The sequence below is a fragment of the Gordonia prachuapensis genome, from assembly GCF_036350515.1.
In the GTDB taxonomy this organism is placed as follows: Bacteria; Actinomycetota; Actinomycetes; order Mycobacteriales; family Mycobacteriaceae; genus Gordonia; species Gordonia prachuapensis.
Window position 1 is genome coordinate 19,432 of sequence record NZ_JAZDUE010000020.1, and the last position, 16,169, is coordinate 35,600.

13 protein-coding genes and 2 tRNA genes are annotated in these 16,169 nt (G+C 65.7%); 5 read left to right on the forward strand and 10 right to left on the reverse strand.

Translation table 11 applies throughout. The features are described 5' to 3' along the window. The first annotated feature begins 209 nt into the window (after window positions 1-209). Window positions 210-989, forward strand: coding sequence for an ABZJ_00895 family protein (locus V1Y59_RS20360; RefSeq protein WP_330506865.1), 780 nt, complete (start codon window positions 210-212; stop codon window positions 987-989). A 68-nt stretch (window positions 990-1,057) separates the two neighbouring features. On the opposite strand, the gene V1Y59_RS20365 is transcribed toward V1Y59_RS20360, so the two are convergent. The 10 genes from V1Y59_RS20365 to dnaA all read right to left on the reverse strand — a co-directional run bounded on the left by V1Y59_RS20365 (window position 1,058) and on the right by dnaA (window position 13,223). After that, window positions 1,058-1,133: transfer RNA gene (locus V1Y59_RS20365), tRNA-Ala, on the reverse strand. A gap of 7 nt (window positions 1,134-1,140) precedes the next feature. Then, window positions 1,141-1,217, reverse strand: a tRNA-Ile gene (locus V1Y59_RS20370). Window positions 1,218-1,281: 64 nt separating this feature from the next. Next, the gene (locus tag V1Y59_RS20375) at window positions 1,282-2,115 is read right to left on the reverse strand and encodes a DUF3566 domain-containing protein (protein ID WP_330506866.1); all 834 of its coding nucleotides are present in this window, start codon (window positions 2,113-2,115) and stop codon (window positions 1,282-1,284) included. 86 nt (window positions 2,116-2,201) lie between these two features. Then, window positions 2,202-4,688: a DNA gyrase subunit A gene (gene gyrA, locus V1Y59_RS20380; RefSeq protein ID WP_330506867.1), complete on the reverse strand. Its 2,487-nt coding sequence runs from the start codon at window positions 4,686-4,688 to the stop codon at window positions 2,202-2,204. 138 nt (window positions 4,689-4,826) lie between these two features. Beyond that, a complete protein-coding gene (gyrB, locus tag V1Y59_RS20385; RefSeq protein ID WP_330506868.1) occupies window positions 4,827-6,905 on the reverse strand; it encodes a DNA topoisomerase (ATP-hydrolyzing) subunit B in 2,079 nt (692 codons plus the stop codon). A gap of 360 nt (window positions 6,906-7,265) precedes the next feature. Continuing rightward, window positions 7,266-7,829 carry a DUF721 family protein gene (locus V1Y59_RS20390; protein ID WP_330506869.1) on the reverse strand — a complete coding sequence of 188 codons (564 nt, stop codon included), beginning with the start codon at window positions 7,827-7,829 and terminating at the stop codon, window positions 7,266-7,268. After that, a complete protein-coding gene (gene recF / locus V1Y59_RS20395) occupies window positions 7,826-9,010 on the reverse strand; it encodes a DNA replication/repair protein RecF (protein ID WP_330506870.1) in 1,185 nt (394 codons plus the stop codon). Before recF ends, V1Y59_RS20390 begins: the two co-directional genes overlap by 4 nt. Before the next feature lies 1 nt (window position 9,011). Beyond that, on the reverse strand, window positions 9,012-9,935 hold the full coding sequence (gene gnd / locus V1Y59_RS20400; RefSeq protein ID WP_330506871.1) for a phosphogluconate dehydrogenase (NAD(+)-dependent, decarboxylating): 924 nt from the start codon (window positions 9,933-9,935) through the stop codon (window positions 9,012-9,014). Between the two features lie 68 nt (window positions 9,936-10,003). Beyond that, window positions 10,004-11,167: a DNA polymerase III subunit beta gene (gene dnaN, locus V1Y59_RS20405; RefSeq protein WP_330506872.1), complete on the reverse strand. Its 1,164-nt coding sequence runs from the start codon at window positions 11,165-11,167 to the stop codon at window positions 10,004-10,006. Between the two features lie 538 nt (window positions 11,168-11,705). Next, the gene (dnaA, locus tag V1Y59_RS20410; RefSeq protein WP_330506873.1) at window positions 11,706-13,223 is read right to left on the reverse strand and encodes a chromosomal replication initiator protein DnaA; all 1,518 of its coding nucleotides are present in this window, start codon (window positions 13,221-13,223) and stop codon (window positions 11,706-11,708) included. 539 nt (window positions 13,224-13,762) lie between these two features. Here dnaA and rpmH point away from each other — a divergent pair. The 4 genes from rpmH to yidC are packed head-to-tail and all read left to right on the forward strand — an operon-like array spanning window position 13,763 to window position 16,037. Next, complete coding sequence (gene rpmH / locus V1Y59_RS20415) at window positions 13,763-13,906, forward strand: 50S ribosomal protein L34 (protein WP_330433603.1); 144 nt, start codon at window positions 13,763-13,765, stop codon at window positions 13,904-13,906. A 53-nt stretch (window positions 13,907-13,959) separates the two neighbouring features. After that, entirely contained in the window at window positions 13,960-14,382 is a 423-nt protein-coding gene (gene rnpA, locus V1Y59_RS20420; RefSeq protein WP_330506874.1) for a ribonuclease P protein component, read from the forward strand. Then, complete coding sequence (gene yidD, locus V1Y59_RS20425) at window positions 14,379-14,726, forward strand: membrane protein insertion efficiency factor YidD (protein ID WP_330506875.1); 348 nt, start codon at window positions 14,379-14,381, stop codon at window positions 14,724-14,726. Before rnpA ends, yidD begins: the two co-directional genes overlap by 4 nt. Window positions 14,727-14,729: 3 nt before the next feature. Then, a complete protein-coding gene (gene yidC, locus V1Y59_RS20430; RefSeq protein ID WP_330506876.1) occupies window positions 14,730-16,037 on the forward strand; it encodes a membrane protein insertase YidC in 1,308 nt (435 codons plus the stop codon). Window positions 16,038-16,169 lie beyond the last annotated feature (132 nt).

Here is a 16,169-nt window from a genome sequence, read left to right on the forward strand (position 1 = left end):
TTCACAAACTTCTGCCCGGGGCGAGGTCCGAAGGAAACGGGGTGGAAAGTCTCTCGACTGAGCGGGTGATTCGGACTGATCTCGTTGAACGACAGCAGAATGCGACAGCGCGGATTACTTCGCCAACCCGGCCCGTCGCCTGTGAACCCGTGAGAGGTCACCGTGATCCGGATCTTGCCGCGAGTTCCTTGTGGCGCCACAGCACTCACATGCATCGCTCCGCGGCAACCAGCGTGATTACCGACGGTGCCAAAATTGTCGCTGTACAGCATTATTCGCGGCAACTGCGGCTCCGCCGACGCGGCACCAACCCCCAGAAGCGTCAACGCTCCCACGACGACGGCAAGCAACGCCGAGAGCAACTTACGCATGATGATCGAGACCCCCATCGAATCGTCAACAACCCGTCAAACTTAATACACGCTCGGCGCGGGATCGCAAACCGGATGCACGACGGCAGGGTCGACTGCGCGAATGACCCCGCAGCCGACCTTGGTCAGCAAAGCGGGACAACGTCTTCGGGAGCTGACATCATCACCGCCATGTCAGTCACCGCCGTATCGCTGGGCAAGTACTTGGGTTGGTTCGCCGGGTCCTACGCCGTGCTGGCGCTGATCGTCGGTGCGATCGGTGAGTTCATCGACATCGGCTCAGGCGCATCGGTGATCGTGCCGATGCTCGCAGCGATGCTGGCCGGCGACCGGTTCGTCGCAGATCATGAGCGCCTGCCGTCGAAGCCGGAGAAGCGGGCACTCATCAACGGGTCGTTCGCGATCTCCATCGTCATCGCCGCCATCACGCTGGCAGTCATGGTGGTCGCGATACCAGACCTGACAACTGCGGTCGAGGACTCGCTGGGGTGGCCGCTGACCATCGCGATTCTGGCAGTCGGCTTCGCGCTGAACTACCTGTTGATCTGGTTCGGCTACGGCCCGATGACCAAACGGATGCTCGCGAGCCGGGAGCGGAAACTCCAACGCCAGGGCTGAGAACCCCACCACCCCGAATACACAACACCACCTTGCTTCAGAAGCAAGGTGGTGTGATCGAGACGAGGTGGTGGAGCCTAGGAGATTCGAACTCCTGACATCCGCCTTGCAAAGGCGGCGCTCTACCAACTGAGCTAAGGCCCCGGGTCCGTGGTGGGCCTAGGAGGACTTGAACCTCCGACCTCTTCGTTATCAGCGAAGCGCTCTAACCGCCTGAGCTATAGGCCCGTGAACCGAAGTGAGAGATTACCCGACCGGGGGTCGCAGGAGCAAAACGGGTGGTCAGAGCCCCTCAGTCCAGGTCGGCGAGAGTCACCTCGGCACCACCCACGAGGTCGGCGCACAGGTTGTAGATGTAGGCGCCGACGGTGGCCAGAGCGGTGAGCAGGATGGCGTTGATCGCGCCGATCAGCGTCGCCCAGCCGAACACGGTGCCGGCACCGATGATGTCGCCCTCGCTGGTGGAGCCGTCGGCGGTCACCAGCGTGCCGAACGAGCTGTTGACCTGATCCCACACACCCATGCCGTCGAGGATCAGATACAGCACGGCGATGGAGATCATCCAGATGAGGAACCCGGCCACCGACAACACGGCCGCGACCTTGAACGTCGCCCACGGATCGATGCGACGCAGCTGCACCGCCGCCCGCAGCGGCCGAGCACCGATCTCGGCGGGTGCCGACCGCTGCGGCGCGGGAGTCTGCGCAGGCGCGGGATCGTTCACGTGATGGATCGCGTCCAGATTGGGGAGCTCCTCAGCCGGCAGGTCGCCACGATCGATGTTGCGCGTCGGTGACTCGACGAACTTCTCACCGCGGGTGTCGGACTTGGTGGTCGTACCGCCACGCGAGGCACCGGCCTCACGCGGATCGTCGAGCTTGGTGATCGGTGCCTGCTGACCGGCCATGCTCGCCGCCGCGGTGACGATCCCTCGCGGCGGCGGACCGGGCTGGCGCGCCGACCCGTTGGGTGCATCCGACTGGTGACCCGCCCCGTTCGGCCCGCGTTGCCACGGCGGCACCAGGCCACCGGGAGCAGTCCCCTGCTGCCCCGGACCCGAGGCCGCGTGGGGACCGGAGTCCCCGTTGCTCGGCTTCTTGTCGTCCGGTGTGTTCGGTGAGCTCACTGGCACATCCCTCATTCGGTGGTCGTATGACCCACACTAACCGCTAGCAGTGGCCGATCCCGGTCACCACTGGCCGGAATCCGGGCCTACGTGGCGGCTTCTTCGTCCTGCTCGTCCGCATTGCGTGCAATGGCGATGACGGTGGTGCCCTCGTCCAGGTTCATCAGGCGCACACCCTTGGTCTGACGGCCGGCCTTGCGGACCTGTTTCGCACCCGTTCGGATGACGCCGCCGCCCGAGGTGATCGCATACAGCTCCGAGTCGTCGTCGACGATGAGCGCACCGATCAACTCGCCGCGTCGACGGTCGTGCTGGATCGTCAGCACACCCTTGCCGCCGCGGCCCTGGACCGGGTAGTCGTCCATGCCCGTGCGCTTGGCGTAGCCGCCCGACGTCGCGACGAGCAGATAGGTGCCGTCGCGGACCACGTTGAGCGACAGCAACAGGTCGTCGCCGTTGAAGCGCATGCCCTGCACACCAGAGGTCTGGCGGCCCATCGGACGCAGCGCCTCGTCGTCGGCGTGGAACCGGATCGACTGCCCCTTCTGCGACACCAGCAGCAGGTCGTCGTCGGCACTGCACAGCTGCGCCCCGACGAGCTCGTCCTCGCCGCGCAGGTTGATCGCGGCGATGCCGCCGGACCGGTTGGAGTCGAAGTCGACCAGCTTGGACTTCTTCACCAGACCGTTGCGGGTGGCCAGCACCAGGTACGGCGCGTCCTCGTAGGTCTTGAGCTGGATGACCTGCGCGATCCGCTCCTCCGGCTGGAAGGCCAGCAGGTTCGCGACGTGCTGACCGCGCGCCGTGCGGTTGGCCTCCGGCAACTCGTACGCCTTGGCGCGATACACGCGGCCCTTGGTGGTGAAGAACAGAATCCAGTCGTGGGTGGAGCTGACGAAGAAGTGCTTGACGATGTCATCCTGCTTGAGGCCTGCGCCCTGCACGCCCTTGCCGCCTCGACGCTGGCTCCGGTACAGATCCGAGCGGGTGCGCTTGGCGTAGCCGGTCTCGGTGATGGTGACGACCACCTCTTCGCGCGCGATGAGGTCCTCGTCGCTGACGTCGCCGTCGGCGGCGATGATCTTGGTGCGACGCTCGTCGCCGTACTTCTCGACGACCTCGGCGAGCTCATCCCGCACGATCGCGCGTTGCCGCTCCGGCTTGTCGAGGATGTCCTTGTAGTCGGCGATCTCACGCTCGATCTCGGCCAACTCGTCGATGATCTTCTGTCGCTCCAACGCCGACAGACGACGCAGCTGCATCGCCAGGATGGCGTCGGCCTGGATCTCGTCGATGTCGAGAAGATCCATCAACCCCGTGCGCGCAGCCTCGGTGTTGGCCGACGAGCGGATCAGCGCGATCACCTCGTCGAGGGCGTCGAGCGCCTTGACCAGACCGCGCAACACATGGGCGCGTTCCTCGGCCTTGCGCAGCAGATACCTTGTGCGACGGACGATCACGTCGATCTGGTGCGCCACGTAGTACCGGATCATCTGATCCAACCGCAACGTGCGGGGCACACCGTCGACGATGGACAACATGTTGGCACCGAAGCTGGTCTGCAGCTGGCTGTGCTTGTACAGGTTGTTCAGCACCACCTTGGCGACCGCGTCGCGACGCAGCGTGATGACGATGCGCAGGCCCGCACGATCCGAGGACTGATCCTCGATCCGGCTGATGCCCTTGAGTTTTCCTTCGTTGACCTGCTCGGCAACCGACTGGATCAGGTTGTCGGGATTGACCTGATACGGCAGCTCGGTGACCACGAGCTGTGTGGTGCCCTTGTTCTCCTGGATGTCGACCACGCTGCGCATCCGGATGCTGCCGCGACCGGTGGTGTAGGCATCCTTGATGCCCTGGCTCCCGACAATCAGTGCGGCCGTGGGGAAATCGGGACCCTTGATCGCCTCCATACAGGCGTTGAGCAACGACTCGTCGTCGGCGTCGGGATGCTCCAGGGCCCAGAACACCGCGGCGGCAACCTCGTTGAGGTTGTGCGGCGGGATGTTGGTGGCCATACCGACCGCGATGCCGCCGGATCCGTTGATCAGCAGATTCGGGATCCGCGAGGGCAGCACCGTCGGTTCGTTGGTCTTGCCGTCGTAGTTGGGGATGAAATCGACGGTCTCCTTGTCGATGTCCCGCAACATCTCCATCGCCAGCGGCGTCAGCCGGGCCTCGGTGTAACGCATGGCGGCCGCTCCGTCGTTGCCGCGCGACCCGAAGTTGCCCTGCCCGTCGATCAGCGGATACCGCATCGACCACGGCTGCGCGAGGCGCACCAGGGCGTCGTAGATCGCGCTGTCGCCGTGCGGATGGTAGTTACCCATCGTCTCCGCAACGGGTTTCGCCGACTTCACGTAACTGCGGTCCGGGCGGAAACCGGCGTCGAACGACGCGTAGAGCAGTCGGCGGTGCACCGGCTTGAGGCCGTCCCGCACCTCCGGCAGCGCGCGACCCACGATGACGCTCATCGCGTAGTCGATATAGCTGTTCTGCATCTCCTGGCCGAGGTCGACCGGTTCGATGCGGTCGCCCTCTCCCCCGGCGGGGGGCAGTGTGGTGTCAGTCATGGGAATCTCTTTCGTTCAGACTGTCGGCGGGCGGTCGTGGTGGTTTAGAGGCTCGTACCTCAGCCACCCGGGGAATCGGCCGCGGAGGTTTCGAGGCTCGTCGCTAGCGCTCCTCGCACCTCAACCAGCGACAGGAGGTCAGACGTCGAGGAAGCGAACATCTTTGGCGTTGCGGGCGATGAAGCTGCGGCGTGCGGCGACGTCCTCACCCATCAGGATCGAGAACAGTTCGTCGGCGGCCGCGGCGTCGTCGAGGGTGACCTGCCGCAGGACGCGCACGGCCGGGTCCATGGTGGTCTCCCACAGTTCCTTGGCATTCATCTCGCCGAGACCCTTGTAGCGCTGGATACCGTCGTCGGAGTTGATCTTCTTGCCCGCGGCGCGACCGGCCTCGAGCAGGCCGTCCCGTTCCCGGTCGGAGTAGGCGAACTCCGGTTCGGACTTCTGCCACTTCAGTTTGTACAGCGGCGGCTGCGCCAGGTAGACGTGACCGTGCTCGATGAGCGGCCGCATGAACCGGAACAACAAGGTCAGCAGCAGCGTCGCGATGTGCTGGCCGTCGACGTCGGCGTCGGCCATCAGCACGATCTTGTGATAGCGCAGCTTGGCGAGGTCGAACTCGTCGTGGATGCCGGTGCCGAACGCCGTGATGATCGACTGGACCTCGGTGTTCTTGAGCACCCGGTCGATGCGGGCCTTCTCGACGTTGATGATCTTGCCGCGGATCGGCAGGATCGCCTGGTACATGGAGTCGCGTCCCGACTTGGCGCTGCCGCCGGCCGAGTCGCCCTCCACGATGTAGACCTCGCACTTGGTGGGGTCGTTGCTGCGGCAGTCGGCCAGCTTGCCGGGCAGTCCGCCGATGTCGGTTGCGGTCTTGCGGCGCACCAGTTCTCGCGCCTTGCGGGCGGCCATGCGGGCCTGCGCGGAGTCGACCGCCTTCTTGATGATGATCTTGGCCTCGGCCGGATTGGACTCGAACCAGTGCGCGAGATGCTCGTTGCAGGTCTTCTGCACGAAACTCTTCACCTCGGTGTTGCCGAGCTTCGTCTTGGTCTGACCCTCGAACTGCGGGTCACCCACCTTGACCGAGATGACCGCGGCCAGACCCTCCCGGATGTCGTCGCCGGTGAGCTTCCCGTCCTTCTCCTTCAGCAGCTTCTTGTCGTAGGCGTACTTGTTGACGGTGCTGGTGAGCGCCGCACGGAAGCCCTCTTCGTGGGTGCCGCCCTCGTGGGTGTTGATGGTGTTGGCGAACGTGTGCACCGACTCTGAATAGCCGGCGTTCCACTGCATCGCGATCTCCACCTCGTGGCCGGTGCCCTTGGCGGTGAAGCCGACCACCGAGTTGTGGATGGCGTTCTTGGTCCGGTTGAGGTGCTTGATGTAGTCGACCAGCCCGTCCGGGTAGTGATAGGTGCGGGTGCGGACCTTGGCGGCCTTCTGCGCCTTCTCCTCTTCGGACTTGATGGTCTCCGCGGCGTCGTCACCCTCGGGATCCATCTCCGCCTCGGCGACCGCGGCCTCGTCACTGAGCCGGTTGTCGGTGAGCGTGATGGTGAGTCCCTTGTTCAGGAACGCCATCTCCTGCAGGCGGCGCGCCACGGTCTCGGCGCTGAACGTGGTGGTCTCGAAGATCGAGGAATCCGGCCAGAACCGTACGGTGGTACCGGTTTTGCGGGTGGCGTCACCCTTCTCCAGCGGACTGGGCTTGGCGTTGTTGTACTCCTGCTCCCAGTGGAAACCGCCGTAGTTGATCTCCAGCTCGACGCGTGTCGACAGAGCGTTGACCACGGAGATGCCGACACCGTGCAGACCGCCGGACACCGCATAGGCGTCGGAGTCGAACTTGCCGCCGGCGTGCAACTGCGTCATGACGACCTCGACGGTCGGGCTGCCGGTCTTGTGCATGTCGGTGGGGATGCCACGACCGTCGTCGACGACCTGGACGCCACCGTCTTCGAGGAGCGTGACCTCCACCTTGCTGGCGTAGCCCGCCATCGCCTCGTCGACCGAGTTGTCGACGACCTCCCAGATCAGGTGATGGAGGCCGCGCTCACCGGTGGAACCGATGTACATGCCGGGCCGCTTGCGGACCGCCTCGAGACCTTCCAGGATGCTGATCGAATCCGCGCTGTACTCGCCCGGTTTCTTGGACTTCCGGGCCTTCTTCGCCGCAGCGCTGTCGGACCCGTTGGTGTCGTTGGTGTCGGCCACGAGGTGCGTCCGCTCCTGTTCTGTCTCGGTGAAACCGACAGGACGGAACCGGACACACGGCCTTCAGACACACGGTCCATGGACACACGCCGGCCCATCCGCGCGGTCGCGCGGACGAGATCGGTATGCATCCCGGGCATGCAACCCGGTCGATGTCCACCCCTGTCGGGACAACTGCATACATACTACTGCCTCACCCGACCAGAAACGGTCATCCGGGGCCGCTAACAACCTCACAGATCGATTTTTTTCGTTCGATGCCGAACGACTTGTGGACAAGACCTGATTCTGCCGTCTGGCGAACGCTGGCTCGCTACCGCAGACCCCTCCGTGGAACCCGTCCGGCGAACACCCTCCCCGTCACCCGTAGGTGTCGCGCGGCCCGCGGCCGGGCACGTGTCGGGGGCCCTTGCGCCACGACGGTTGCTTCGGTCCGGTGATCCGCAGACTGGTGACCATGCCGTCGCCGGCCGCGGCGGCGATCTTGGCGAGGATCTGCCCCTGCATGTAGCGCAGCTGCGTCGCCCACGCGGTCGACTCTGCCGAGATGTGTAATACGTTGTCGTGCAGCGCGGTTGGTCTGGCATGCGCGGCGACATCGGGTCCGACGATCTGATCCCAGAGTCCGAACACCGTGCCCTGGCCGATCTGCGACTGCCAGCCGCGATCACGGGCCAGGCTCCCGGCGAGCCGACCGAGCGGCTGCGGATCCCGGGAGTCCGGGCCGGACCCGGACCAGCTGCGGCGCCGCACCGTCGTCCGACGACGATCCGTGACCGGGGACGATCTGCCCTGACCGACCGACTTGCCGGCAGCGCGGGCTGCGGCGCGGGCCTCCTCGAGTGCACGCCGGGCCAGTTCGTAGCCGGACGAGTGGCCAGACGACGGATCTGCCGGACGCCCGGCCGGTTCCGAATCGCTCATCCCGCGTCCTCCCCTGGCGTGAGATCACTCACCACGGAGTGCCGTTGTCCATTGTCCTCCACGACGCCGACACTCACGCGCGCACCGCCGATCGTGTCGGGGATGTCGTCGGGTACCGCCGCGGTGACCAGCAGCTGTTCGGCGGACTCGGTGAACGCGACGAGCTGGGCGCGGCGCTGCGCGTCGAGTTCGGCGAACACGTCGTCGAGCATGATGACCGGTTCGATCCCCTCGGCACGCACCAGTTCCACGGATCCCAGCCGGAGCGCGAGCGCCAGCGACCAGGACTCACCGTGGCTGGCGAAGCCCTTGGCGATCTCGTCGCCCAGCACGATGTCGATGTCGTCGCGGTGCGGGCCGACCAGGCTCACACCCCGGTCGATCTCCTTACTGCGCAGCTCGGCGAGTCGCCCGAGCAGGATCTCGGTGATGTCGGACGCGTCGAAGGCCTCGACGGCGATCTCCGGCCCGGCGGCCGCTCGATACCGCATTGTCGCCGGCCGTGAGTGTGGCGCGATCGACGCATACGACTCGGTCACGTGCGGCCGCAGGTCGTTGAGGACCTCGATGCGTGCGGCGGTCACCTGACCACCGAGATCGGCGAGCTGACCGTCCCAGACGTCGAGCGTGCTGATCACCGAGTCGGCCTCGGACCCACCGCGCCGTAACGCGGCGCCGGCGGTCTTGAGCAGTGCAGACCGCTGCCGCAGCACCCGGTCGTAGTCGGAACGGGCTGCGGCCCAGCGTGGTCCGCGCTGCGCGACCAGTTCGTCGATGAAGCGCCGGCGGTCGGACGGATCACCGCGGACCAACAGCAGGTCCTCCGGCGCGAACATCACCGCACGCAGGATGCCGAGGATGTCGCGGGCCCGACGCGCCGGACTGCCGTTGACCGTGGCCTTGTTGGCGCCCTCGGCATTGATCTGGACCTGCACCGTCAGTTCGCGGCCGACGTTCTCGACGGTCCCGGTGACACTCGCCGAGGACGTGCCGCTGTGCACCAGCGGTCCATCGGTACCCACCCGATGCGACCGCAACGTCGCGAGATAGTTCACCGCCTCGAGCAGATTCGTCTTGCCGAAGCCGTTGCGGCCCACGAAGATCGTCGGTCCGGGGCGCAGCGTCAGATCGATCTCCCGCCACGAACGGAAGTCGCGCAGTGCCAGCTCGCGAACGAACACGTCAGGTGGACGGGGTTCCGGACTCGCCGACCGACCGACCGGCGGTGTCACGCACCGAGTGCCCGCCGAACTGATTGCGCAGCGCGGACACGGCTTTGAGTGCCGGCGAGCCCTCGTCCTGGCGGGACGCGAAGCGCGCGAACAAGGCTGCGGAGATGACATTGGCGGGCACCGAATGCCGGATCGCCTCTTCGACGGTCCAGCGTCCTTCACCGGAATCGGTTGTGTAGTCGGAGATCTCGGAGAGTCCCGGGTCCTCTTCGAGGGCGCGGACGAGGAGTTCGAGCAGCCACGACCGCACCACGGTCCCTTGGGTCCAGGCCCGCAACGTGCCCTCGACATCGGTGATCAACGGTTCGGCGCTGAGCAATTCGTAGCCCTCGCCGTAGGCGTGCATCAGCCCGTACTCGACACCGTTGTGCACCATCTTCGCGTAGTGTCCGGCACCGACCGGACCGGCATGCACGAAACCGTCCGCTCTGTCACCCGGTGGGCGCAGGGCGTCGAAGATCGGCATGACCTGGGCGACGTCCCCGTCACTGCCGCCGACCATCAGGCCGTACCCGTTGCGCAATCCCCAGACTCCGCCGGACACGCCGCAGTCGAGGTAGCCGATTCCCTTCTCCGCCAACAGCTGTGAGTGTGGAAGGTCGTCGGTGTATTTCGAGTTGCCGCCGTCGATGACGATGTCGCCGGATTCGAGGACCCCGGCCAGCTGCGTGATGGTGCTTCGGGTCGGGTCCCCGGACGGCACCATCACCCACACCGCGCGCGGCGCGTCGAGCGCGGCCACCATCTCCGCGAGGGATCCGACGTCGGAGACCTCGGGTCGCGGATCGTAGCCGACCACCTGATGCCCGGCCTCCTGGATGCGGGTGCGCATGTTGGCGCCCATCTTTCCGAGGCCGACGAGCCCGAGTTGCATTCACGTTCCTTCGGTCGGGTGGTGCAGGTTCGCCGATTTCGTGGTCGGGTCGTGCCGAGAGCGGGGGCTCAGCCGGGTAGGCGCACCGGCATCAGCAGATAGGTGAACACGCTGTCGGGTGCGACGAAGGCGCCGGACTCGTCGGCGACAGGTTCCTCGCCGCTGGACGGGCGCAGGACCGCGGGCCGGCTGGGGGTGGTGAATCCGAAGTCAACGGTCGGCACACCGATCGCCGAGAGGCCGTCCTGCAGATATCCCGGGTTGAACGCGATGGTGAGCGGCTCGCCGTGGAACTGCACCGGCAGCTCCTCCTCGGCCTTGCCGGCCTCGTCGCCACCGGCGGTGAGCACGAGCAGCCCCTCACTGAACTCCATGCGCACCTGGGCACCGCGTTCGGCGACCAGCGCGACACGCTTGATCGCGTCGAGCAGCGGCGCACTGTCGATGGTGGCGACCGCGGTGTGACTGGCCGGCAACAACTGACGGAACTTCGGGAACTCGGCGTCGAGCAGACGAGTGGTGGTGCGTTTGGTCTCGCCGAGAATCCCCAGGATCCCTTCGCCGCCGATGCCCGAGCCGGTGCCGAACGCCAGCGACACCTCGCCGGTACCGGTGCCCGCGGTCTTGGCACTCTCGGACAGGGTCTTGGCCGGGACCAGCACCGCGCCGGTGGTGCCGGCGCCGCTGGGCTGCCATTCGAGTTCACGCACCGCGAGCCGGAAGCGGTCGGTCGCGGCCAGCACCACCCGGTTGTCATCGATCTCCACCCGCACGCCGGTCAGCATCGGCAGGGTGTCGTCGCGGCCGGCGGCGACGGCGACCTGGCCGATCGCCTCGGCGAAGACCTGGGCGGGGATGGTGCCGGTCACCGCCGGCGACTCCGGCAGCTCCGGGTAGTCCTCCACCGGCATGGTCGGCAGGGAGAACTTCGCGCTGCCGCAGGTGATGGCGACCCGGGAGCCGTCGAGGCTGACGTCGACCGGCTTGTTGGGCAGCGCCTTGGTGATGTCGGCCAGCAAGCGGCCGGAGACCAGGACCTTGCCCGGCTCCGCGATCTCGGCGGCGATCGATTCCTGGGCTGAGACCTCGTAGTCGAACCCGGATACCTCGAGGCCCTCGTCGGCCGTCAGAACCACACATCCGAGCACCGGGACGGGCGGACGGGCCGGCAGGCTACGGGCGACCCAGGCAACTGATTCTGCGAACTCGTCACGCGCGACACGGAACTTCATGCTGGGTGGTTGCCCTTCTCTGTTCAGCTGCTCTCGCCACACCCACCTTCGTCCGCCGAGCACGTTCTGAGGATCGGTGGGATTTCCAGATGGGATTCCAACTGTAGAACGAGCCTGCCAGACGGGGAGCGAATGGGGGCGAAGTGCGCGGTCGGCGATCCGACGTCGGCAGGACGGTTCTCGCTCGCTGTGCACAAGAACTTCTTTTGAAAGATTCTCTTTGGAGAGGGATCCATCTCAGTCATAGGGGCTGTGAATCTGTGCACCACAGCGATTCCGCGCAGGTCATCCGGCGTCACAGTGTGTGGATGGTTCGTGGACAACACGTGAGGGGATCCGGACCGCTGTGGGCGGCGAGGAGACTGTTCGGCCTCTGTCCACGGATGGTGCACACACGGTCCACCGTTATCCCGAGGTTTATCCACAGCTGGTGATGAACCGATCGGACGCGCGACAAACCCGGGATCCGTGGGATCCCGGGATGACAAACCCTGTGGTTCGAGTTGAGAGTTGACGGTTTTCGGGTCGAAGGAACCCGTCAGACCGCGCGCTGTTTGATGCGGGCGGTGAGTTCCTGGACGTGGTCGTAGACCTTGCGACGCTCTGCCATCTCCTTGCGGATCTTGCGCTCGGCGTACATGACCGTCGTGTGGTCGCGGTCGAACGTCTCACCGATCTTCGGCAGCGAGAGGTCGGTCAGCTCACGACACAGGTACATCGAGATCTGCCGGGCCTGGGCGATGGAGCGGGTCTTGCCGGGCCCCCGCAGCTCCTCCACGGAGATGTCGAAGTACTCGGCGGTGATCGCCAGGATGCTCGCCGCGCTGACCTCCAGCGTGCCGGAGTTGGGCAGCAGCGCCTGCAGCACCACTTCGGCGAGCGCCTTGTCGAGCTCGGCGTTGTTGAGCGACGCGAATGCCGTCACCCGGATCAGTGCACCCTCGAGCTCGCGGATGTTGCGTTCGATCTTCGATGCGATGAGCTCGAGGACGTCGTCGGGGACAGCGATGTTGTCCATCTGCGCCTTCTTGCGCAGGATGGCGATCCGGGTTTCCAGATCCGGTGGCTGGACATCGGTGATCAGCCCCCACTCGAATCGGGTCCGAAGCCGATCTTCAAGGGTGGCAAGCTGTTTCGGCGGTCTGTCCGACGAGACGACGATCTGCTTGCTGGCGTTGTGCAGCGTGTTGAAGGTGTGGAAGAACTCCTCCTGGATACCTTCCTTGCCGATCAGGAACTGGATGTCGTCCACCAGCAGTACGTCGACGTCGCGGTAACGGCGCTTGAACGCGACCCGGCGGTCGTCACGCAGCGAGTTGATGAAGTCGTTCGTGAACTCTTCCGTGGACACGTACTTCACCCGCATGCCGGGGAACAGCCGCTGGGCGTAATGGCCGGCCGCATGCAGCAGATGCGTCTTGCCCAGACCCGACTCCCCCCAGATGAACAACGGGTTGTAGGCCCGGGCAGGGGCCTCGGCGACGGCGACCGCCGACGCATGTGCGAAACGGTTGGAGGCGCCGATGACGAAGGTGTCGAACGTGTACTTCGGGCTGAGATTGGCGCTCGACGGCGATTGGCCGGCCGTGGGCCGCTCGGCGAAGTAGGTCGACCAGTCCGACGCGTCGGACGCCGCCGGGCGGTCGACCCGGCCGTCGAACCCGGTCGGTGCGGTTGCCGGCGTCGGCGCGCTCGTCGGAACGGCGGCGACGGTCGGATCGTAGTGGTGGGAGGTGACCGGTGCCGGTGGCTCGGGAACGGGATCCTCCACCATCGGGGTGGCGATCCGGACGCCGAGATCCACCGGTTGACCGAGGTGTCGGCTCAGCGCGGAGCGGATCGTGTCGCGCAGATTGCGTTCGATCTGCTCCTGCACCAGCGGCGTGGGAACGGTGAGGAGAGCGAAGCCCTCGGCGAGCGTCAGTGGCTGGACGAGGGAGAGCCACGCCTTCTGCTGGCGGGTCAGCGGCTCGTGGTGATGAGCTGAGGCATCGTCGTTGAGTTCGGCGACCACGCTCTGCCAGACCTCACCGAACGAATCACGGTCACTCACCACGGTGCTGCGCCCCTCCTGCCGGAACCACTAACGACCAGCTCTGGTCACGAGGATGCCACCATGCCGCACGGGTGCCGAGTTGTCCACATGGTTGTCCACAACTGTGTACAGATCTGGGGGTAGCTCGAGATCTGGCGGCCGGAAGGGGGTCCACTGAATCGTCTCCAGTGTCGAATCTGCGCCGTTGAGTCTGCGCCGAAGTTAACAGAGTGCAGCGCCCCCGACAAAGTGAATCGGCGGATTACGATCATCGGAGTGACAACCCGCCGCACCGTGGCCGTCGGGGTCGCTCGAAACCGCCGGTGACGGCTGCCGATGTGGCCGGCGTCACCGTGATCGGGCTTCGTATCCGCTCGTTTGATTTGCGGGGGCGTACTCAGTAGTCTCGACTGGTCATCCAGGTTACGGATTTGCGTGATGGCCCAGGTCATCCACCCGACGTCAGTTCGGCACCGCACCGGGATCAGCAGACCACCAAGAAGGATGTGGTTCGCGCGTGCTGTCGGCGCGAGATCACACAGGAGCACAAGGAGTCACCCATGGCCAAGGGAAAGCGGACCTTCCAGCCCAACAACCGTCGCCGCGCACGCGTCCACGGTTTCCGCCTGCGGATGCGTACGCGCGCCGGACGGGCAATCGTCAACGGTCGCCGCACCAAGGGCCGCGCGAAGCTCACGGCCTGAGTCGACTGCGATGTCACCGGCGGTGGCGTGACCACCGCCGGTCTTTCGTATCGATGGTGGCTGCAGCGCATCGGATCTCACGTGGATCCGACTTCGATCGCACGCTGAGAGCCGGTGTGCGGGTGACGACACGTGACCTCGTCGTCCATGTGCTCCCCCTCAGTACGGTCCCGACCGACCTCGGGGATCCGCGCAACAGCGGTGTGGCCGTGTTCGGCGGCCCCTGGCTCGGTCTCATCGTCAACAAGGCGGTGGGCAACGCCGTCGTGCGTCACCGGGTGGCGCGACGACTGCGGGCCGCGTTCGCGAGTAGCCGTGACAGTTTCCCGATCACCGAGACGATGATGGTGGTGCGGGCCCGGCCGTCGGCCGCGGACTGCGACAGTCCGGCACTCGCGGGTCAACTCGTCGAGGCGCTCGGGCGCCGCCGGGTGCGTGACGCGTTCGCGAGCACCGAGGATCGGATCCTCCGATGAGTTCGACCGAAGACGCCGACGACGCGATGACCTTGTCCCGCCGGCTTCATCTGCTGCCCCGCCGGGTGATCATCTTCCTGATCGAGCTCTACCGCACCTTCATTTCGCCGATGCGTCTGCCGACCTGTCGCTTCGAGCCGACATGTTCTGCCTACGCCGTGGAGGCCCTCACCCGACATGGATTCTTCTACGGCGGGTGGCTGTCGGTGCTCCGGCTGCTCAAGTGCGGCCCCTGGCACAAGCCAGGTTATGACCCGGTTCCCGAGCGCGGGTTCCGCCAACTCTTCATCACCAGTGATCGAACTGTCGACGAACCGACACCGTCAGAGGTTAGGGGTAACTGACCCGTGCTGAACTTCATCTACTACCCGGTCTCCTGGATCATGTGGGTCTGGCATTGGCTGTTCAGCCATGTCACGCCGGACTCTCCCGGCGGCGACGGGGTGGCATGGGCGCTGTCGGTGGTGTTCCTCGTGTTCACGCTGCGCGCGATCCTCTACAAGCCCTTCGTGCGTCAGATCCGCACCACGAAGAAAATGCAGGAGATCAATCCTCAGCTGCAGGCGATCCGCAAGAAGTACGCCAAGGATCGCGTGAAGATGACCGAGGAGATGCAGAAGCTGCAGAAGGAGCACGGCTTCAATCCGCTCCTGGGCTGTCTGCCGATGCTGCTGCAGATCCCGGTGTTCATCGGTCTGTTCCACGTGCTGCGGTCGTTCAACCGGATGGGTACCGGATTCGGCCAGCCCGGGATGTCGGCCGAGGAGACCCGAGCGGTCGGCAACTACGCGTTCAGTCCGGAACTCGTGCAGAACTTCCTCGACGCGCGACTGTTCGGGGTTCCGCTGTCGTCGTTCATCACCGAACCGATGTCGGAGTTCCAGGCGTTCGTGGAGCCCGGATCGCCGATCGACTTCACCCGGACCCAGATCGCCATCGTGGTGGTCCCGATGATGATCATCGCCTCGATCGCCACGCACATGAACTCCCGGGCGTCGGTCGCGCGGCAGCCGGAAGCGGCGCTGGAGAACCCGCAGACCCGCATGATGAACATGCTGGCGCTCTACATCTTCCCGCTCGGCATCCTGGTCACCGGTGTCTTCTTCCCCGTCGCGATCCTCCTCTACTGGATGAGCAACAACCTCTGGACCTACGGTCAGCAGCACATCGTGTTCGGCCGCATCGAGAAGGAAGAGGAAGCGGCCAAACTGGCGAAGCAGGAGAAGCTCAAGGCGAACGCGCCCAAACCGGGCGTGCGACCGGATCGTGCGAAGAAACCCGCCGACACCGCGGATGCAGTTGACGATGACAGTGACGTCACCGCCTCGTCGACGGCGGTGGCCACGGCAGCACCGGCAGGCCCCTTTGCCGGACTACAGCGGCTGCTCGGCATGGATCGATCCAAGGCCACCGCGAGCACGGGGTCACCGAACACGGAGGTGACCGCAACGGACCCGGAGACCGACGCCGCCGATGAGGTGCCCTCGGAGTCGGCTGAGACCACCGCCAGCCCGCAGTCGCCTCCGGCGGGTCAGAAACCGGCGCCGGGAGCCAAACCGGCGGCACAGAAATCCGGTACCGCGCACGTGGCGGCCAAGAACCGCAAGGGTGCGTCGCGACGGAAGAAGGGTGGCCGTCCCGGCGGACGGCATTGACCGCGAGGAATCGCAGTCAAGGCCCCATTGGAGGCACGGGCAGGTGTTCTTCCAGGACAGCCGAGAGGGTGGCCACTCCCCCAGCCCGGACGAGTGAGTACACAGACGTTGGATGAGAAGCACAGTTAGGTG